Origin of the sequence: Pseudomonas sp. Yb2C2 (assembly GCF_052112325.1) — a bacterium.
In the GTDB taxonomy this organism is placed as follows: Bacteria; Pseudomonadota; Gammaproteobacteria; order Pseudomonadales; family Pseudomonadaceae; genus Aquipseudomonas; species Aquipseudomonas marginalis.
Genome location: NZ_JAVAJK010000033.1, coordinates 1 through 19,510, shown reverse-complemented (window position 1 = coordinate 19,510; position 19,510 = coordinate 1). Strand labels below are relative to the sequence as shown.

The 19,510-nt window shown below is 62.2% G+C and carries 18 protein-coding genes and 1 other RNA gene; 9 read left to right on the top strand and 10 right to left on the bottom strand.

Translation table 11 applies throughout. The features are described from left to right. Nucleotides 1-305: 305 nt before the first annotated feature. The gene (locus Q8X51_RS29770) at nt 306-2,693 is read left to right on the top strand and encodes a TonB-dependent receptor plug domain-containing protein (RefSeq protein ID WP_407693700.1); all 2,388 of its coding nucleotides are present in this window, start codon (nt 306-308) and stop codon (nt 2,691-2,693) included. A 27-nt stretch (nt 2,694-2,720) separates the two neighbouring features. Next, entirely contained in the window at nt 2,721-3,374 is a 654-nt protein-coding gene (locus tag Q8X51_RS29765; protein ID WP_065926652.1) for a gamma-glutamylcyclotransferase, read from the top strand. Here the strand turns inward: Q8X51_RS29765 and glpT are convergent. Next, nucleotides 3,371-4,708 (bottom strand): glycerol-3-phosphate transporter, encoded by a 1,338-nt coding sequence (gene glpT, locus Q8X51_RS29760; protein WP_074847938.1) that lies wholly within the window; start codon nt 4,706-4,708, stop codon nt 3,371-3,373. The two genes, Q8X51_RS29765 and glpT, sit on opposite strands and share 4 nt — an antisense overlap. A 230-nt stretch (nt 4,709-4,938) precedes the next feature. After that, entirely contained in the window at nt 4,939-5,916 is a 978-nt protein-coding gene (locus Q8X51_RS29755) for an NADPH:quinone oxidoreductase family protein (RefSeq protein ID WP_137211702.1), read from the bottom strand. Nucleotides 5,917-6,066: 150 nt separating this feature from the next. Here Q8X51_RS29755 and Q8X51_RS29750 point away from each other — a divergent pair, with 150 nt between their 5' ends. Beyond that, nucleotides 6,067-6,474 carry a flagellar basal body-associated protein FliL gene (locus tag Q8X51_RS29750; protein ID WP_027608369.1) on the top strand — a complete coding sequence of 136 codons (408 nt, stop codon included), beginning with the start codon at nt 6,067-6,069 and terminating at the stop codon, nt 6,472-6,474. Nucleotides 6,475-6,595: 121 nt separating this feature from the next. Here the strand turns inward: Q8X51_RS29750 and Q8X51_RS29745 are convergent, their stop codons facing one another. The 4 genes from Q8X51_RS29745 to Q8X51_RS29730 all read right to left on the bottom strand — a co-directional run bounded on the left by Q8X51_RS29745 (nt 6,596) and on the right by Q8X51_RS29730 (nt 11,979). Next, complete coding sequence (locus Q8X51_RS29745; protein ID WP_407693699.1) at nt 6,596-7,714, bottom strand: ABC transporter permease; 1,119 nt, start codon at nt 7,712-7,714, stop codon at nt 6,596-6,598. After that, nucleotides 7,714-10,431, bottom strand: a complete 2,718-nt coding sequence (rbbA, locus tag Q8X51_RS29740; protein ID WP_407693698.1) for a ribosome-associated ATPase/putative transporter RbbA — start codon at nt 10,429-10,431, stop codon at nt 7,714-7,716. The genes Q8X51_RS29745 and rbbA overlap by 1 nt, the downstream gene beginning before the upstream one ends. After that, nucleotides 10,428-11,393, bottom strand: coding sequence for an HlyD family secretion protein (locus tag Q8X51_RS29735; protein ID WP_407693697.1), 966 nt, complete (start codon nt 11,391-11,393; stop codon nt 10,428-10,430). The genes rbbA and Q8X51_RS29735 overlap by 4 nt, the downstream gene beginning before the upstream one ends. Before the next feature lie 136 nt (nt 11,394-11,529). Next, nucleotides 11,530-11,979 (bottom strand): EVE domain-containing protein, encoded by a 450-nt coding sequence (locus Q8X51_RS29730; protein WP_065948758.1) that lies wholly within the window; start codon nt 11,977-11,979, stop codon nt 11,530-11,532. A gap of 121 nt (nt 11,980-12,100) precedes the next feature. Here Q8X51_RS29730 and Q8X51_RS29725 point away from each other — a divergent pair, with 121 nt between their 5' ends. Beyond that, nucleotides 12,101-12,322, top strand: coding sequence for a hypothetical protein (locus tag Q8X51_RS29725; RefSeq protein WP_162556796.1), 222 nt, complete (start codon nt 12,101-12,103; stop codon nt 12,320-12,322). A 7-nt stretch (nt 12,323-12,329) separates the two neighbouring features. Here the strand turns inward: Q8X51_RS29725 and Q8X51_RS29720 are convergent, their stop codons facing one another. The 4 genes from Q8X51_RS29720 to Q8X51_RS29705 all read right to left on the bottom strand — a co-directional run bounded on the left by Q8X51_RS29720 (nt 12,330) and on the right by Q8X51_RS29705 (nt 13,750). Then, on the bottom strand, nt 12,330-12,959 hold the full coding sequence (locus Q8X51_RS29720) for a 5-formyltetrahydrofolate cyclo-ligase (protein ID WP_407693696.1): 630 nt from the start codon (nt 12,957-12,959) through the stop codon (nt 12,330-12,332). Between the two features lie 58 nt (nt 12,960-13,017). Beyond that, nucleotides 13,018-13,196: non-coding RNA, 6S RNA (ssrS, locus tag Q8X51_RS29715), on the bottom strand. A gap of 30 nt (nt 13,197-13,226) precedes the next feature. Continuing rightward, on the bottom strand, nt 13,227-13,544 hold the full coding sequence (locus Q8X51_RS29710; RefSeq protein WP_027608375.1) for a cell division protein ZapA: 318 nt from the start codon (nt 13,542-13,544) through the stop codon (nt 13,227-13,229). Then, complete coding sequence (locus Q8X51_RS29705) at nt 13,541-13,750, bottom strand: TIGR02449 family protein (RefSeq protein WP_007982902.1); 210 nt, start codon at nt 13,748-13,750, stop codon at nt 13,541-13,543. The genes Q8X51_RS29710 and Q8X51_RS29705 overlap by 4 nt, the downstream gene beginning before the upstream one ends. A 138-nt stretch (nt 13,751-13,888) precedes the next feature. On the opposite strand from Q8X51_RS29705, the gene Q8X51_RS29700 reads away from it, so the two are divergent. From Q8X51_RS29700 to Q8X51_RS29680, 5 genes are all read left to right on the top strand, one after another. Then, entirely contained in the window at nt 13,889-14,446 is a 558-nt protein-coding gene (locus Q8X51_RS29700; RefSeq protein WP_407693695.1) for a YecA/YgfB family protein, read from the top strand. Nucleotides 14,447-14,470: 24 nt separating this feature from the next. Next, nucleotides 14,471-15,793 (top strand): Xaa-Pro aminopeptidase, encoded by a 1,323-nt coding sequence (pepP, locus tag Q8X51_RS29695; RefSeq protein WP_065926645.1) that lies wholly within the window; start codon nt 14,471-14,473, stop codon nt 15,791-15,793. Continuing rightward, entirely contained in the window at nt 15,790-16,977 is a 1,188-nt protein-coding gene (gene ubiH, locus Q8X51_RS29690) for a 2-octaprenyl-6-methoxyphenyl hydroxylase (RefSeq protein ID WP_065948761.1), read from the top strand. The genes pepP and ubiH overlap by 4 nt, the downstream gene beginning before the upstream one ends. A gap of 61 nt (nt 16,978-17,038) precedes the next feature. Beyond that, a complete protein-coding gene (locus tag Q8X51_RS29685; RefSeq protein WP_176718760.1) occupies nt 17,039-18,256 on the top strand; it encodes a 2-octaprenyl-3-methyl-6-methoxy-1,4-benzoquinol hydroxylase in 1,218 nt (405 codons plus the stop codon). 95 nt (nt 18,257-18,351) lie between these two features. Further along, nucleotides 18,352-19,356 (top strand): extracellular solute-binding protein, encoded by a 1,005-nt coding sequence (locus Q8X51_RS29680; RefSeq protein WP_053127831.1) that lies wholly within the window; start codon nt 18,352-18,354, stop codon nt 19,354-19,356. Nucleotides 19,357-19,510 lie beyond the last annotated feature (154 nt).

Here is a 19,510-nt window from a genome sequence, read left to right as displayed (position 1 = left end):
GATGGGCGGCTAGGTGGGTCGTGAACGTGCGCGCCAGTTTGACGGCTTGGCGTGCTCCCAGGCTGAACCGGGGCTGAAAGTAGCCGGATTGCCCTGTGCAATCCTGACGAAAGGGCGTCGGGCTTATGCATTCGCTTATGCTTTAAAGGTATTTAATTTGTTACATAAATATCTTTAAGCTATATCTCAACGGACTACCGATTTTCTTCCAATAACCATTAACTGACCGCCACCGCCCGCCAGCCGGATCGATCTTGCGAACTCAGAACACTGACGTTCTGATTCTTGATTCAAAGGGGAGCGGTATGGGGAGCTACACGCAACACGCGCTGTACACAGCGATTTTGTCGGCTAATTTGCTGGCCGCTGTGGGCTTCAATCCTGTCCTGGCGGCCGAAGCGCCCGCCACCGATGCACCCAAACTCGACACCGTGATCGTCACCGGCACCCGCGCCCAGGAGCGTACCGCCAGTGCTTCGCTGTCTCCGATCGATGTGATTTCCGGCGATAGCCTGCGCAGCACGGGCTCTGATGAGTTGGGGGCGGTGCTGGCGCGCCTGATTCCGTCGATCAACTTCCCGCGCCCAAGCCTGGTGGATGGTGCCGAACTGGTGCGCCCTGCGCAGTTGCGCGGCCTGTCACCCGATCAGGTGCTGGTGCTGGTCAACGGCAAGCGCCGCCACACCAGTGCCTTCGTCAACCTGGGCGGTGCGGTGGGCCGTGGGTCGGCACCGGCGGACCTGAATGCGATCCCGCTGTCGGCGGTGGACCATATCGAAGTGCTGCGCGACGGTGCGTCCGCCCGCTACGGCTCGGATGCGATTGCCGGGGTGATCAACGTGATCCTCAAGCACGCCGACCATGGCGGTTCGATCTCCACCAAATTCGGCGAATACAAGAAGGGCGACGGCATCCAGCGCAATGTCAGCGGCAACACCGGCCTGGCATTGGGCGACAACGGCTTTATCAACCTGTCGGCCGAAGGGGCTGACAATGACTACACCAACCGCGCCGGGGATGACTACCGCACGGGCAGCGTCGGCTCTACCACCTATGGCCAGCGCGTGTTCCGCCAGGGTGAGCCGGCCACCAATGAAGGCAAGTTCCAGTTCAACTCCGAATATTCCTTCAACGATGCGGCCGAGTTCTACACCTTCGGCGGCTACAGCAAGCGGCGCGGCGAGACGGCGGCGTTCTACCGGGCGAGTAATGCGTCCAACAACATCCCGGCGCTCAACCCCAACGGTTACCTGCCGCTGATCAAGGGCAACCTTGAAGACACCTCATTGGTGGTGGGCCTGCGCGGTTTGCTGGCCTACGACTGGCATTACGACCTGTCGGCCAACTACGGCAAGAACGAGTACGCACTCAGCACCGAAACCATCAACACCTCCCTGGGCCTGGCCACGCCGCGCAAGTTCGACAATGGCACCCTGAGCAACGACCAGAAGCAAGTCAGCCTGGACCTGTCCCGCGAGTTCGACGTGGGCTGGCTGCCTTACCCGGTGTCCGTGGCGTTTGGCGGTGAATACCTGCACCAGGGTTATGAAATCGAGGCGGGCGAGCCGGCCTCCTACTTCCAGACCGGCAGTTCCGGACTGGGTGGTTTCCGTGATGCCGACGCGGGCACCAGCACGCGCCACAACTGGGCCCAGTACCTGGACCTGGAAACCAACTTCACCGAAAAACTCAGTGCCTCGGCGGCGGTGCGCCATGAGGACTACAGCGATTTTGGCTCGAATGTCAGCGGCTCGCTGTCGGCCCGTTATGACTTCACCCCGCAGGTGGCTGTGCGCGGCAGTGTTTCCAACGGTTTCCGCGCGCCGTCCCTGACCCAGCAGAACTTTGCCTACACCTCATCGCAGTTGATCGGCAGCACCATCCAGGAAGCCGGCACCTTCCCGGCCAACAGCCAGGTGGCGCGTTTACTCGGCGCCGAAGACCTCAAGGCCGAGAAGTCGCGCAACTACAGCCTTGGGCTGGTGCTGGAGCCGGCCGATGACCTGACGGTGACGGTGGATGTGTACCGCATCGACATCCGTGACCGTATCAGCCTGTCGTCCAACCTCGGCATAAACGCGGCGACGCGCGCCTATTTGCAGGCCAACGGTGTCGGCAATATCGACTACACCACCGCCCGCTACTTCACTAACGCCACCGACACCAGCACCGACGGCGTCGACCTGGTCGCCAACTATCGCTATCAGTTCGACAGCGGCATCCGCTGGAACAGCACCGTGGGCTACAACTACAACCACACCAAGGTGACGGATGTGAAGGCCAACCCGGCCATCCTCGACAGCCTGGGCGCGAACCTGGTGCGCGTGGACCGCCGCGAGCGCATCGGTTTGCTGGGGGATACCACGCCGCAGCACAAGCTGAGCCTGGGTAACGACTTCACTTACGGCCATTGGGCCCTGCACAGCAACCTGGTGCGCTATGGTGAATTCACCAGCTACCAGGCGGACAAGGTCAACGACCAGACCTTCAAGGCGGCCTGGGTGCTGGACCTGTCGGCGGACTACAGGCTGAAGAATTGGACCTTCACCCTGGGCGGCGACAACGTCACCGATAAATACCCGGAGAAGGTCAACGCCTTCGCCAGCAGTGGTGGCAATCTGGCCTATAGCACTTTTTCGCCGTACGGTTACAGCGGCGCGTTTTATTACGGTAAAGTTGCTTACAACTGGTAACACACAGGAGGCGTACCGCTTTTCGCCATGACCGCCATTGAATCCGATCTTCTGCAATTGGCTTACCCTCCGCGGCTCGATCTGGGGCCGCAACTCACTCACGAACAGTTAATGAGCTCGATGCAGGCCACCATGGGCCGGCACAAGGGTGGCCCGGTCTGGCTATTTGCGTATGGTTCGCTGATCTGGCGCCCGGAATGTTCGTCGACTGAGCGGGTGCGGGCACGGGTCCACGGTTATCACCGGGGCCTGTACCTGTGGTCCCACGAGCATCGGGGTACGCCGGAATTGCCGGGGCTGGTCTTTGGCCTGGATCGCGGAGGTTCGTGCAGCGGGTTCGCCTACCGCTTGCCGGAAGATCAACTGGAGGCTTCGCTTTACGCCTTGTGGCAGCGCGAGATGCCTTACCCGTCCTACCGGCCGCACTGGCTCAGTTGCCGCCTTGAAGATGGCAGCCAGGTGCAGGCGTTGGGGTTTGTGTTGGAGCGGCACTTGCCCAGCTACGCCGGCAACCTGCCCGATATCGTGCTGAACCACGTGCTGCAAAGCGCTTGCGGGCGTTACGGCACCACTCGCGATTATGTCGAGCAGACCGTCAACGCCCTGCGTAGCCACGCCATGCCAGATAAAAACCTGGAGGCGCGGCTCAAGCGTTGTGCCAAGGATTGCTCAGGCGATTAACGCGCCGAGCTGACGCTGTTGGTGTGCCACAGCGTTGGGATCAGGAACGCGATGGCCAGCAGGCATGCGCCGATCAGCAGCACGAAACCACCGTCCCAGCCGAAATGGTCCACGGTGTAGCCCATGGCCGCACTGGCTGCCACCGAACCGCCCAGGTAGCCGAACAGACCGGTGAAGCCCGCAGCCGTACCGGCGGCTTTCTTCGGTGCCAGTTCCAGCGCCTGCAGGCCGATCAGCATCACCGGGCCGTAGATCAAAAAGCCGATCGAGAACAGCGCGATCATGTCGACCATCGGGTTGCCCGGCGGGTTGAGCCAGTACACCAGGGTCGCCACGGTCACCAGCGCCATGAACACGATGCCGGTCAGGCCACGGTTGCCACGGAAGATCTTGTCCGACATCCAGCCGCACAACAGCGTGCCCGGAATACCTGCCCACTCGTAGAAGAAGTACGCCCAGGACGATTTATCCACCGTGAAGTGCTTGGCTTCCTTGAGGTAGGTCGGTGCCCAATCCAATACGCCGTAACGCAGCAGGTAGACGAACACGTTGGCGAAGGCGATGTACCAGAGCATTTTGTTGCGCAGCACGTACTTGACGAAGATTTCCTTGGCGCTGAATTCGTCTTCGTGGCTGGCGTCGTAGCCTTCCGGGTAATCATTCTTGTACTGCTCGATCGGCGGCAGGCCCACCGATTGCGGGGTGTCGCGCATGGTGATGAAGGCAAACGCCGCCACCGCCAAGGCCACCGTGGCCGGTACATAGAACGCCGCATGCCAGTCGTTGAACCAAGCCATACCCAGCAGGAACAGCGGGCCGATCAGGCCGCCGCCGACGTTGTGCGCCACGTTCCACACTGACACCACGCCGCCGCGTTCTTTCTGCGACCACCAGTGCACCATGGTCCGGCCACTTGGCGGCCAGCCCATGCCCTGGGCCCAGCCGTTGATGAACAGCAAAATGAACATCATGGTCACACTGGACGTTGCCCAAGGTGCGAAACCGAAAATGAACATCACCCCCGCTGAAACCAGCAGGCCGAAGGGCAGGAAGTAGCGCGGGTTGGAACGGTCGGACACCAGGCCCATGAGGAACTTGGACAGGCCGTAGGCGATCGCGATCGCCGACATCGCCAGGCCCAGCTCACCGCGGGTGTAACCCTCGTCGATCAGGTAGGGCATGGCCAGGGAGAAGTTTTTGCGCAGCAGGTAGTACCCGGCATAACCGAAGAAAATACCGGCGAAGATCTGCCAACGCAGCCGTCGATAGGTACTGTCGATTTTTTCTTCAGGCAGGGGCACTTGGTGTGCGGCAGGACGAAAGAAAGCAAACATTCAAGAGCTCCAGATTTCTTGTTTTGACTGCGGATGCGAATGTTACAGTTTCGTTACCGAAAATAGCATTGCCTCTTATGCGCAAACACAGGAAATGAGAGCAATTGCATGTTCTCTTATGAACATGTCGTAAATGGATACGTGTGGGTCGTTATCGATTTTAAGACCGCAGGAGAACAAATGTGGGAGGGGGCTTGCCCCCTCCCACATTTGATTGCATTTCAGATCGGTTAGCGGGTCTGGACGACGACCTTGCCGACGGCCTTGCGCTGGCCGAGGTCATTGATCGCCTGGGCAGCCTGCTCCAGCGGATACACCTGCGACACCAACGGCTTGAGCTTGCCCTCACCGTACCAAGTGAACAGTTGCTGGAAGTTCGCCGCATTGTCCTGGGGCTGGCGCTGGGCAAACGAACCCCAGAACACCCCGACCACCGCCGCACCCTTGAGCAGCGCCAGGTTCACCGGCAGTTCCGGGATGCGCCCGCTGGCAAAACCCACCACCAGCAGGCGGCCGTTCCAGGCAATCGCGCGAATGGCTTGGTCAAACAGGTCGCCGCCCACCGGGTCGTAGATCACATCGGCGCCGTTGCCGTCGGTCAGGCGCTTGATCTCGTCCTTGAGGTTGGCTTCGTTGTAGTTGATCAACTCATCGGCGCCGGCGGCCTTGGCCACGGCGAGTTTGTCGGCGCTGCTCGCGGCGGCGATCACCCGCGCGCCCATGGCCTTGCCGATTTCCACGGCGGCCAGGCCCACGCCGCCGGAAGCGCCGAGGACCAGCAGGGTTTCGCCGGGTTGCAGGTTGGCGCGTTGTTTGAGCGCGTGCATCGAGGTGCCGTAGGTCATGCTGAAGGCGGCGGCGGTGTTGAAGTCCATGCTCGGCGGGATCGGCAGCACGTTGTAGCCTGGCACCGCGACCTGTTCGGCGAAGCTGCCCCAGCCAGTGAGCGCCATGACCCGGTCGCCGACTTTCAGGTGGCTGACCTTTTCCCCCACTTCGCTGACCACCCCCGACGCCTCGCCACCCGGCGAGAACGGGAAGGGTGGCTTGAACTGGTATTTGCCCTCGATGATCAGGGTGTCGGGGAAGTTGACCCCGGCGGCATGCACGTCGAGCAGGATTTCGTTCTTCTTGATCGTGGGGCTCGCGACGTCTTCCAGCACCAGGGTTTCGGCGGGGCCGAAGGCTTTGCACAGCACAGCTTTCATCGGGCTATTCCTTTTGGTGTCGTGGCCGATAAGTGTAGGAGGGTAGGCCTGCGGGTCAACGAGCATGCTCGGCCCTGATAAGTCGCCATAAGCTTGTGCTCTGCCTTGCTAGCGTTATGCTACCCGGCAACCGAATGTGAGGAATGAACTGTGAAAGCGTGGATCCTATTGATGCTGGCCCTGACCTTGCCGATGGCAGCCCAGGCCGAAGAAGCCAAAGAAGGCGAGGCGCCGAAGGTCAGTTACATCAGCCTGAGCCCGCCGTTTGTGGGTAACTACGGCCTGGATGGCACAGCCAAGCTCAAAGTGTTCAAGGCCGACATCGCCCTGCGCGTGACCGGCGAGGAAGCAGCCAAAGCGGTCAAGGCCAACGACGCATTGATCCGTAACCAGTTGGTCGCGCTGTTCACCCAGCAGACCAACGAGGCCATGAGCACGGTCGACGGTAAGGAGAAGCTGCGCCAGGAAGCCCTCAAGCAAACCCAGCAAGTGATGAACGACGAGACGGGCAAGCCAATGGTGGAAGACCTGTTGTTCAATAACCTGATCATTCAGTAACGCGCTGCCCCGTAGCAGCTGCCGAACGCAAGCGAGGCTGCGTAGGGCGCGACTCGGTCCTGAATCGGCAGCGCGGCCGACGCAGCCTCGCTTGCGCTCGGCAGCTGCTACGGGGGCTTCGTCAGGAAGCCAGGCTCTTCCTGAACCGCGCCAACGCCACCGCAAAAAACAACAGCCCGATCCCCGCCAGCGCCAGCAAGTCCGGCCACACCACACTCACCCCCGCGTCGCGAAACAAAATCGCTGCGCTCAGGCTCACAAAGTGCGTCGACGGCGAGCCCTGCATCACCCACTGCAACCACTCGGGCATGCTGTCCAGCGGCGTGCTGCCGCCTGACAACAGCAGCATCGGGATAATCACCGGAATCGCCAGCAAGCCGAACTGCGGCGTCGAGCGGGCGAGGGTGGCGAGGAAGATCCCCAGTGCCGTACTGGCAAACAGATACAGGGCAGTCACAAACAGGAACAACCCCAGCGACCCGGCCAGCGGCACGCCGAGCAGCCCTTTGACCACCACCTCCAGCGATAGCCAGGTGCACAGCACCACCACCAGCATATTGCTCCAGATTTTCGCCAGCATGATTTCCAGTGCGGTCAGCGGCAGTACCAGCAGGTGGTCGAGGGTGCCGTGCTCGCGCTCGCGCAACAGCGCGGTGCCGGTGAGCACGATGGCCAGGATGGTGATGTTGTTGACGATCTGGATCACGGCCAGGAACCAGCCGCCCTCCAGGTTGGTGTTGAACAGTGCTCGGGTCGTGAGCAGCGCGGGCGCCTGGCGGGTGGCTTCGGTTTGCCCGCTGTAGTTGAGCAATTCGCGCTGGAAGATCCGCCCGATATAGCCGGCGCCCATGAACGCCTGGCTCATCGCCGTGGCATCGACGTTCACCTGCACGCCAGGCTGGCGACCGGCCAACAGGTCGGCCTGGAAGTTGGCCGGTACGTTGATCACGAAGGTGTACTGGCCGCTGTCCATCACCTTGTCCAACTGGTCATAGGCCAACGGTGCCGGTGCTTGGAACTCGGGCGGTTGCAGCGCCTCGGCCATCTGCCGTGAGAGCGCGCTGTGGTCTTCATCGACAAACGCTACGCTGGCGTTGTGCACGCCGATCACCGAGCCGGCGGCGGGCATGTAGATGGCGACGGTGAAGGCGTAGAACAGAAACAGCAGCAAGACGCTGTCGTGGCGCAGGCTGGTGAGTTCCTTGATGCCCAGCCGGAAGATGTGTGCGAGCTTGTGCATCAGGCCTCCTGCTTCTTGAGCATGACCAGGCTCAACCCGGTGAACCCGATAAAGAAGCCGAACAGCGCCAGGCATTGTGGCCACAACTGGCGCAGATCCAGGGCCTTGGTGAAGGTGCCCACGGCAATATCCAAAAAGTGCCCGGCCGGAAACAGTGCGCCCATCAAGGCGGCGGCGCCTTCCAGGGACGAGCGCGGCACGATCAGCCCGGAAAACTGGATGGTTGGCAGGCTGGTGATGATCATGGTGCCGAGGATCGCCGCGATCTGGGTACGGGTGAACGCGGAAATCAGCAGGCCCATGCTGGTGGTGGCCAGCACATACAGCAGCCCGCCAAACGCCAGCGTCAGGCCGCTGCCCTTGAACGGCACACCGAACAGCCAGCGATTCATCGCCACCAGCAGCGCCAGGTTGACCAGGCTCACGGCCAGGTAAGGCGCCTGTTTACCGAGCAGGAATTCCAGGCGCGTCAGGGGTGTGGCGTAGAAGTTGGTGATCGAACCCAGTTCTTTCTCGCGCACGATGCCCAGGGCGGTGAGCATCGCCGGGATAAACGCCAGGATCAGTGCCATCACGCCGGGGCCGATGGCATTCACGCTGACCACGTCCTGGTTATAGCGAAAACGGGTTTCCAGTTTGGCGGCTGCCTGGGCGCTGCGCGGCAGGCTGCTCAGTTCGGCCAGTTGCTGCAGGTTGCCTTGGTGCACCGCCTCCACATAGTTGCGGCTGGTTTCCGCACGAAACGGCATGCCGCCATCGAGCCACGCGGCCACGGTGGGTTGGCGCCCGGCATAGAGATCGCGACCAAAGCCGGGCGGGATCTCCAGGGCCAGTTTGATTTCCGAGCGTTGCAGGCGTCGGTGTAATTCATTGGCATCCTGGATCGGCGCCTGCTCGGCGAAGTAGCGCGAGCTGCGGAAGGCTTCCAGATAGGCGCGGCTTTGTGGCGTCTGGTCCTGGTCGTAGACGGCGAAGGCGAAGTTTTCCACGTCCAGGGAAATGCCGTAGCCGAAGATCACCATCATGAACATCGCACCGAGCAGGGCGAAGGCCATGCGCACTTTGTCGCGCAGCAATTCCTTGCCTTCGCGGCTGGCCACGGCCAGCAGGCGAGACAGGCTGAAACCACGCTTGCTGATGGGCGGCGCATGGGTTTCGCTGACGGTTTTGGCCGACGTGGCGGGTTCGGCATCGCCTTGGGCTTGCTCAAGGCAGGTGACGAACGCGGCTTCCAGGGTGTCGCCGTTGAACTGCCGTTGCAGTGCATCCGGTGTGTCGCAGGCCAGTACCTTGCCGGCATGCATCAAGGAGATGCGGTCGCAGCGCTGGGCTTCATTCATGAAGTGGGTAGACAGGAAGATCGTTACCCCTTGTTCACGGGACAACTCGATCAACAGTCGCCAGAAATCATCCCGGGCTGCCGGGTCGACGCCCGAGGTGGGCTCATCAAGGATCAATACTTCCGGGCGATGCAGCACCGCCACGGCCAATGACAAGCGTTGGCGCAGGCCGAGGGGCAGCTCCCCGGACGGCTGCTCGGCCACTTCACCGAGGTCGAAGCGCTGGATCAGCTCATCGATGCGCGGGCCGCTGTCGGCCTTGGGCAAATCGAACAGTTGCGCATGCAGCACCAGGTTCTGGCGCACGCTGAGTTCGCCATACAGCGAGAAGCTTTGCGACATGAACCCTACGCGCTTGCGGGTGGCCAGGTCCTTGGCGTTCACCGGGTTGCCCAGCAGCGTGGCGCTGCCTTCGGTGGCCGGCATCAGCCCGGTGAGGACTTTCATCGTGGTGGTCTTGCCGCAACCGTTGGAGCCGAGGAAGCCGAAGATCTCGCCACGGCCGATGGCAAAGCTGACCTTGTTCACCGCCGTGAAGTCGCCGAAGCGCAGGGTCAGGTCGTGGGCTTCGATGGCGATATCGGTGTTGGCGTTTTCCCTGGGCGGGATCACCAGCGGTTGGTTGTCATGGGCGCTGTCGCCCTGGAAGTAGGTGAAGGCCTCATCCAGTTTGCCGCTGGGGGTCGCTGCCGCCAGTTCGCTGCTGAGCCCGTCGGCGATCAGCTTGCCACGGTCGAGCATCATGCAATGTTCGAATTGCTCGGCCTCCTCCATATAGGCCGTGGCCACCAGCAGCGTCAGTTGCGGGCGCTCGCTGCGCACGGTCTCGACCAGTTCCCAGAAGCGCCGCCGCGACAGCGGGTCGACGCCGGTGGTGGGTTCGTCGAGGATCAACAAGTCCGGGTCGTGGATCAGCGCGCAGCACAGGCCGAGCTTCTGCTTCATGCCGCCGGAGAGCTTGCCGGCCGGGCGCTCGGCAAAGCGTGCAAGGTCGGTGGCCAACAGCAGGTTGTGCATGCGCTGGTCGCAGTCGGCTTTGGACAGGCCGAACAGCGTGGCGAAGAAGCGGATGTTTTCGCGGATGGACAGTTCGGGGTACAGGTTGCCGCCCAGGCCCTGGGGCATGAAGGCGATGCGTGGGTACAGGCTGTTGCGGTGACGACGGTTGGCGATGGAGCCGCCGAGCACCTCCAGTTGGCCGTCCTGGAGCCTTTTAACCCCGGCGATCAACCCCAACAGGCTCGACTTGCCCGCTCCATCCGGGCCGATCAGTCCGCAGCGCGTGCCGGTGGGCAGGCTGAAGGCAATGTCGATCAAGGCCTGCTGCTTGCCGTAACGGTGGTTGATGCCGGTGGCGTGCAGCGCCAGGCCGGTCATTGCAGGTTGGCCGGCCAGTCGATGTCAGCCATGCGCACGTAGCCGGCGCCGGGCATGCCCGGTTTGGCCTGGGGCACGGCGCTGGGTTGGGTCAGGCGCAGCTTGACGCGAAACACCAGTTTCTGGCGTTCGTCGCGGGTTTCCACTTCCTTGGGGGTGAACTGCGACTTGGCGGCAACAAAGCTGATCTTGGCCGGCAACGGTTGCTGGGGCAGGGCATCGAGCAGGATGCGTGCGTCGCTGCCAACCGTCAGGCGACCGGTGACGGAGGCGGGCAGGTAGAGGTTCATGTACTGATCCTCGGGGTCGATCAGCAACAGCACGCGCCCGCCGGCACCGAGGACCTCGCCGGGCTCGGCCAGGCGCAGTTGGATAATGCCGTCGATGGGCGCGCGCAAGCTGCTGTCATCGATTTCGCTGGTCAACTGGGCGACCTGGGCCTGGGCGGCACCGATGGCGGCCTTGACCGAATTGACCTGGGCTTGCGCGGCGATCACGGCGGCGTTGCCGGTGTTCTGGTGGGCCTGTTGCTGGTCGATCAACTGGCTGCTGGCAAAGCCGCGTTTGTACAGTTCCTGGGTACGCTTGAGTTCCTGGTTGGCCAGCAGTTGCTCGCTTTGACGCAGTTGCACATTGGCCTCGGCGGCGGCGAAGTTTTCCCTGGCGCGCAGCACTTCGGCTTCGGCCTGGGCGCGCTGGGCTTCCAGGGTGCGGGTGTCCATGCGCGCCAGCAACTGGCCCTTGAGCACCTTGTCACCTTCATCCACCCGCACCTCGGCCAGGCGACCGGGGATCTTGGCGGCGATCTGCACTTCGGTGGACTCCAGGCGACCGTTGCCCATGCCCAAGCCTTCGGGCAGGCGATCCTGGGTGGACTTCCAGTAACCGAAGCCGCCGGCGGCGAGCAACAAGGCAATCAACAAAGCGGCAAACAGGTGGGAGGAGCGGGGCGTGATCGACATGGGTGCATCCTGCGGCGTTAGCGTCCTAGTTTGACCGAGGCAGCCCGAGGGGCGTTGATGCCGGTCAAATGAAGCGCAAGCCTAACCCGGTTCAGGTGCAGATGCATGCGCCGGGAGCGTGACCGCAGGGTTCTGGTCAGCGCAGTGCCAGCACCGCCGCCCATTGCTCTGCCGTGACCGGCATCACGGACAAGCGACTGCCTTTTTGTACCAGGGGCAATTCGGCGAGGGCGGTTTGCTGTTTCAGGTAGCCCAGGCCCAGCACCTTGGGAAAGGTCTGGACGTGCGCGACATTGATCGCGCTCCACGGGTTTTTCTCCGGGGTGGCCTTGGCGTCGAAGTAGTGGCTGTCCGGCTCCAGTGCGGTAGGGTCCGGATAGGCGGCCGCGATGATCTTGCCGATGCCGGCAATGCCGGGCTCGGGGCAACTGGAGTGGTAGAAGAAAAATTGGTCACCCACTGCCATGGCGCGCAGAAAGTTGCGTGCCTGGTAGTTGCGGACACCGTCCCAGCGCGCTTCGCCCAGCGTTTCCAGGCCGTTGATGGAGAGTTCTTCGGGCTCGGATTTCATCAGCCAGTAGGCCATTTTTGCGCTCCTGAAAAAGCAGTGGGCAAGTTGTCAGGCAATTTGATGACAAACCGACAGTCGGTTGGCGTCAAGGTTTGCGTGTTGGTTCACGTTATCGCAGAATGCCGGGATTTTAAGCTTGACGCAGCTGCAACGGACTACTTGGAACGTTGTTGTCATCGTGTACGAGATGCCTGAAGGGGGGCAATCGATGCAACGTAAACCGGATTTACTATGGATATTGGTGATTTTGTTTGGTCTGGGCGTCGTGACCACCGGGTATGCGCAAAGCTTGTGGTCGAACAAGACCGATGCGCCAGTTGAACTGACTCAGCAGCAGCCGCAACCCTTCAAGCGCTGACCCTTCTTCAAGGCGCCGTAGCTTCCTGCGGCGTTTCTGCGACATACCACTGCCTGTCGGTAACGGTGCCAGCCAACGGCACATCCCAGCTGGCCTGTGCCAATCGATCGACCTTCTGACATTCATGGGCCAGGCCCAGCAGTGTCGGCTTGCGCCAGCCCTGGCGACGCGCCAGGTAGGCGAGGCTGCGGTCGTAGAAACCGCCGCCCATGCCCAGGCGGCCACCGGCATCATCGAATCCCACCAACGGCAGCAACACCAGATCCAGCGCCCACACCTTGCGCTGGCGCCTGGCATTGACCCGTGGCTCCAGAATGCGAAAGCGATTGGGCAGCAGCGTTTCCCCAGGCTTCACGCGCTGGAACACCATCTTGGTCCGTGGCCAGGCGCTGAGCACCGGCAGGTAAGTGACCTTGCCCCGGCGCTGTGCCGCACGCAGCAGCAGGCGCGGATCGATTTCACCGTCCGTCGGTAGATATAAAGAAACATGCTTGGCCCGGCGAAACAGCGGGTGCTGTGCCAGTTGCCGATACAGGCCATGGGCGGCCTGGCGCTGCTCGCTGGGCGTGAGGGCGCGGCGGGCTTTGCGCAACATGCGTCGAAGGTGCGGACGGGAAAGCGGCGCAGGTTCGTTCATGGTTTTTCGGCTCATAAAACAATGCCAGTCCGGGGACTGGCATTGAGTTCTGGAATTCAGGCTCCCCGACAGAGCCGCTGTCGACTCAGCCCTTGAACCCGAAAGTTCAAGGTGGAAGAAGCAGTAGGCTTTAAGGCTTTCCGTCTAGCGGACATGCACACCAGCCCAACGTGCAACTTCCAGGGTAGTGCGAATCGGCTCCGGGACATCGCCGACTGGCAAGCACGCCAGGGAGTGGGGCGAGTATACCTTAAACAGTCGCGGCAATCAGCCCTTGGGTTGCTCTGTGTCGCTGGAAAGCACCAGGTCCACGCGTTCGAGCAGGTCGCGCACCTGCTCACGTGTCGAGCCGCTGGCCTGTACGTCAGGGCGCTCCTGCTTATGCAGCAGGTCGTGGGTAATGTTCAGGGCGGCCATTACGGCGATGCGGTCGGCACCAATGACTTTGCCGCTGCTGCGGATTTCGCGCATCTTGCCGTCCAGGTAGCGGGCGGCGCTCACCAGGTTGTTGCGCTCTTCCTGGGGACAGATGATCGAATATTCTTTGTCGAGGATCTGCACGGTGACGCTATTGCTTGAACTCATGAGTCTTGCTCCAGGGCCTTCAGGCGCGAAATCATCGATTCGACCTTACGCCGGGCGATTTCGTTTTTTTCAATGAGGTGAGCGCGTTCCTCGCGCCAGGTCTTTTCCTGAGCTAATAGGAGTCCGTTTTGACTCTTAAGTTGCTCGACCCGAGTAATTAGCAATTCGAGTCTGGCCATCAGCGCTTGCAGGTCGGTGTCTTCCATTGGGTTCCACTGGATTTGTCTGATGAATGGCAACTGCAGGATAAACGATCTGACGCCCTCGATAGTCTTGGTGCGTCTGCCGGTGCTAGGATACAGCGCTCCATTCTAGACATTGCGCCGTCTGGCGCCTAGCTCACCATGCCCATTCAGAACTCCCCGTACGATGCTTTTTCCAAACTGCTGAGCACCAGCGGCCATCCTTGCTCGCCCGCCGAGCTGCATGGCGTGCTGCTCGGCCGCAGTTGCACCGGTGTTGGCTTTGATGCCGACAACTGGCTGGCCGATGTGGCCGAGCTGCTGGAAACCGAACCGACCGACAACGTGCGTAACGCGCTTATCGGCCTGCAAGAGATGGTCAAGGGCGAACTGACCGGTGATGACGTCACCGTGGTCCTGCTGCTGCCGACCGACGATGCACCGCTCCCCGAACGCGCCGCCGCACTCGGCCAATGGTGCCAGGGCTTCCTCCATGGTTTCGGCGTGAACGCCAGCGGCCTGGAACTGAGCACCGACGCCAAGGAAGTGCTGCAGGACCTGGCGGCTATCTCCCAGGTGCAAGACGCCCTGGAAGAGTCCGAAGACGGCGAAGGCGACTACATGGAAGTCATGGAATACCTGCGCGTCGCGCCGTTGCTGCTGTTCACCGAGACCAGGAAGTCCGCTGAGCCTGCTGCACCCAAGCCTTCGCTGCATTAAAAGAGAAAGGAAGCCAATCTGCCCATGATCCATATCCCCAAAGCGGAATACACCCGGCGCCGCAAGGCGCTCATGGCGCAGATGGAACCCAACAGCATCGCGATCCTGCCGGCTGCCGCCGTGGCGATCCGCAATCGCGATGTGGAGCACGTCTATCGCCAGGACAGCGACTTCCAGTACCTGAGCGGTTTCCCCGAGCCGGAAGCGGTGATCGTGCTGATGCCCGGTCGCCAGCATGGCGAGTACGTGCTGTTCTGCCGCGAACGCAATGCCGAGCGCGAATTGTGGGACGGCCTGCGTGCGGGCACCGAAGGCGCCATCCGTGACTTTGGCGCCGACGATGCCTTCCCCATCACCGATATCGACGACATCCTGCCCGGCCTGATCGAAGGCCGCGACCGGGTGTATTCGGCCATGGGCAGCAACGCCGAATTCGATCGGCACCTGATGGAGTGGATCAACGTCATCCGCTCCAAAGCGCACCTTGGCGCCCAGCCACCGAACGAGTTTGTTGCCCTGGATCATCTGCTCCACGACATGCGCCTGTATAAATCGGCGGCGGAAGTGAAGGTGATGCGCGAGGCAGCGCGCATTTCCTGCGCGGCCCATGTGAAGGCCATGCAGGCCAGTCGCGCCGGCTTGCATGAGTTCAGCCTGGAAGCCGAGCTGGATTACGAATTCCGCAAGGGCGGCGCGAAGATGCCGGCCTATGGCTCCATCGTCGCCACCGGGCGCAACAGCTGCATCCTGCATTACCAGCAGAATGACGCCGTGCTCAAGGATGGTGACCTGGTGCTGATCGATGCCGGTTGCGAAATCGACTGCTACGCCAGCGACATCACGCGCACCTGGCCGGTCAATGGCAAATTTTCGCCGGAACAGAAGGCGATCTATGAAATCGTGCTGGCTTCCCAGGAGGCCGCCTTTGCCGAGATCGCGCCGAACAAGCATTGGAACCAGGCCCACGAGGCGACGGTGCAGGTCATCACTGCCGGGCTGGTGAGTCTGGGGTTGCTGAAGGGCGACGTCGACGAACTGATCGCCAGTGAAGCCTACAAACCCTTTTATATGCATCGCGCTGGCCATTGGCTGGGGATGGATGTGCATGACGTCGGCGAGTACAAGGTGGGTGGCGAATGGCGAGTGCTGGAAGTCGGCATGGCACTGACCGTGGAGCCAGGCATCTACATCTCGCCGGATAACCAGACCGTAGCGAAGAAATGGCGTGGCATTGGCGTGCGCATCGAGGACGACGTGGTGGTGACCAAGCAAGGCTGTGAAATCCTGACCGGCGGCGCCCCCAAGAGCGTCGTTGAAATCGAAGCCCTGATGGCGGCCGCCCGATGAGCCGGGTCAACCTGGCGATTATCGGCGGCGGCCTGGTGGGCGCGAGCCTGGCGCTTGCGTTGCAGGCCGGTGCCAAGGCGCGTGGCTGGAAGATCGTGCTGATCGAACCCTTCGCGCCCGGCGACAGCTACCAGCCGAGCTACGATGCGCGGTCTTCGGCGCTGTCCTACGGCGCCCGGCAGATTTATCAGCGCCTGGGCCTGTGGCAGCAGATCTCGCGCCGCGCCGAGCCGATCAAGCAGATCCATGTGTCGGACCGTGGGCGCTTCTCCACCGCGCGACTGTCCGCCATGGAGGAGGGCGTGCCAGCCCTCGGTTACGTGGTGGAAAACGCCTGGCTCGGTCAATGCCTGTGGCAAGGCCTGGACAAGGACGTGGTGAGTTGGCGCTGCCCGGCGGAAGTCACACGCATGGAGCCGCTGCCCGATGGCTACCGCCTGACCCTCAACGATGAAACCGTGCTGGAATGCGACCTCGCGGTGCTCGCCGACGGCGGCCGCTCCGGCCTGCGCGAGCAACTGGGCATTGGCGTGAAAACCCGTCCGTACAACCAGAGCGCGCTGATCGCCAACATCACCCCGAGCGAAGCCCACAACGGCGAAGCGTTCGAGCGTTTCACCGATGAAGGCCCGATGGCCCTGCTGCCGCTGCCGGACAACCGTTGCGCACTGGTATGGACCCGTATCGGCATGGACGCACAGCGCCTGGCCAGTCTCGATGAACGCAGCTTCCTGAGCGAGTTGCAGGGCGTGTTCGGCTACCGCCTGGGCACCCTCAAGCAAGTCGGCGCCCGTCATCTGTATCCGTTGACCCTGGTGGAAGCCGAAGAACAAGTGCGCTCGCACCTGGCGATCCTCGGCAATGCCGCCCACAGCCTGCACCCGATTGCCGGGCAGGGGTTCAACCTGTCCCTGCGTGATGCGCACGCCTTGGCCGAGGCCTTGCTGGCCGGGCCGGCGGTGCCGGGCGACCTGGCGACGTTGCAGGCTTATCGCGAGCGTCAGCGCATGGATCAGAAGTTGACCGTGGGTTTCTCCGACCAGGTCACGCGGCTGTTTGGCAGCGCGCAACCGCTGGTCGCCCTGGGCCGCAATATGGGCCTGCTGGGCCTGGACCTGCTGCCACCGGCCAAGCGTTGGTTCGCCCGTCAGGCCATGGGCCTGGGTACCCGTCCCGATGCGTGAGACTTATCAATCCTTTTACGTGCGGTGCAAGCCGCCAGCGAGACAGGCTTAAAGCATGGACATGCGCGCAGATGTGCTGATTGTCGGGGCCGGAATGGTCGGAAGCGCCCTGGCGCTGGCATTGCAAGGCAGCGGCCTGCAAGTGTTGCTGCTCGACGGCAGCCCGCTGAGCGTCAAGCCGTTCGACCGCGCGGCGGCCTTCGAACCCCGTGTGAGTGCCTTGTCGGCGGCCAGCCAGCGCATCCTCGAGCGCCTCGGTGTGTGGGATGGCATCGTTGAACGACGCGCCAGCCCGTACGGCGAGATGCAGGTGTGGGACGGCAGCGGCACCGGGCAGATTCACTTTTCGGCGGCCAGTGTGCATGCCGAAGTGCTCGGGCATATTGTCGAGAACCGTGTGGTCCAGGATGCCTTGCTCGAGCGTCTGCACGACTGCGACCTGGGCCTGCTGGCGAATGCGCGCCTGGAGCAGATGCGCCGTTCCGGCGATGACTGGCTGCTGACCCTGGCCGATGGCCGCACATTGCGCGCGCCGCTGGTGGTGGCCGCCGATGGCGCCAACTCCGCCGTGCGCCGCCTGACCGGCACCGCGACCCGTGAATGGGACTACCTGCATAACGCCATCGTTACCAGCGTGCGCAGCAGCCAGCCGCACCAGCGCACGGCCTGGCAACGCTTTACCGACACCGGCCCGCTGGCGTTTTTGCCGCTGGAGCGGGACGGGCAGCAAGATTGGTGCTCGATCGTCTGGTCGACTACGCCGGTTGAATCCGAACGCCTGATGGCGCTGGATGATGAAAGCTTCTGCCGTGAACTGGAGCGCGCCTTTGAAGGGCGCCTCGGTAGCGTGGTCAGCGCCGATCCGCGTGTGTGCGTACCCTTGCGTCAGCGCCACGCCAAACGCTATGTGGCCGAGGGCCTGGCATTGATCGGCGACGCCGCCCATGTCATCCATCCATTGGCCGGGCAGGGCGTCAACCTGGGTTTCCTCGATGCGGCGGTGCTGGCCGAAGTGTTGTTGTCGGCCACCGAGCGCGGTGAACGTCTGGCCGATGTGAAGGTGCTCAGCCGTTACGAGCGCCGACGAATGCCCCATAACCTGGCCCTGATGGCGGCGATGGAAGGCTTTGAGCGCCTGTTCCAGGCCGATCAACTGCCGCTGCGCTGGTTGCGTAATGCCGGGTTGAAGATGGTCGACCAGATGCCCGAAGCCAAGGCCGTGTTTGTGCGCCAGGCCCTCGGGTTGAGCGGGGATCTGCCGGACCTGGCCAAGCCCTGACAGGTTTGTGCAACATTTGGTAACGGCTCCGCCGAGCGTTACCAAATGTGAGTCCCTATCATTTGCGCTTATTTTGCAAATGAGAGACCGCCCCCATGTTGGCACCCAAGCGCCTCCTGACTGCCCTGGCACTCACCCTGATCGGCAGCACCACCGTGCAGGCAGCCGACGAAGTGGTGGTCTACTCCTCGCGTATCGACGAACTGATCAAACCGGTGTTCGACGCCTACACCCAAAAGACCGGTGTCCAGGTGAAGTTCATCACCGACAAGGAAGCCCCGCTGATGCAGCGCATCAAGGCCGAGGGCGAAAACGCCACCGCCGACCTGCTGCTCACCGTGGATGCCGGCAACCTCTGGCAGGCCGAGCAAATGGGCATTCTGCAACCGTTCACCTCGCCGGTAATCGACAAGAACATTCCCCTGCAATACCGCTCTTCGGCGCATGCCTGGACCGGTTTGAGCCTGCGCGCGCGGACCATCGCGTACTCCACCGATCGGGTCAAACCGGGTGACCTGACCACCTACGAGGCCCTGGCCGACAAACAGTGGGAAGGCCGCCTGTGCCTGCGCACGGCGAAAAAGGTCTACAACCAATCGCTGACCGCCACCCTGATCGAAACCCACGGCGCGGCCAAGACCGAAGAAATCGTCAAGGGCTGGGTGAATAACCTGTCTACCGACGTGTTCTCCGATGACATCGCGGTGCTGGAGGCAATCAACGCCGGGCAATGCGACGTGGGTATCGTCAATACCTACTACTACGGCCGTCTGCACAAGCAGAAGCCGGACCTGGCGGTGAAGCTGTTCTGGCCGAACCAGGGCGACCGTGGCGTGCATGTGAACCTGTCGGGTATCGGCTTGACCAAGCACGCACCACACCCGGAAGCCGCCAAGGCATTGGTGGAGTGGATGACCACGCCTGAGGCGCAGAAGATCTTTGCCGACGTGAACCAGGAATTCCCGGCCAATCCGGCGGTACCGCCGTCGGCTGAAGTGGCGACTTGGGGCAAGTTCGTGGCAGATACATTGCCGGTGGAAGTGGCGGGCAAGCGCCAGGCTGAAGCCATTCGCCTGATGGATCGGGCGGGCTGGAACTAAGTACAATTTGTAGGACGCCGCAGATCCAAATGTGGAGGGGCTTGCCCCCGATGTCGGAGTGTCAGTCTACTCATCGTGGACTGGCACCCCGAAATCGGGGGCAAGCCCCTCCCACATTGGATTGTGGTGATTTGAAGATTTCATTATTGAGAAC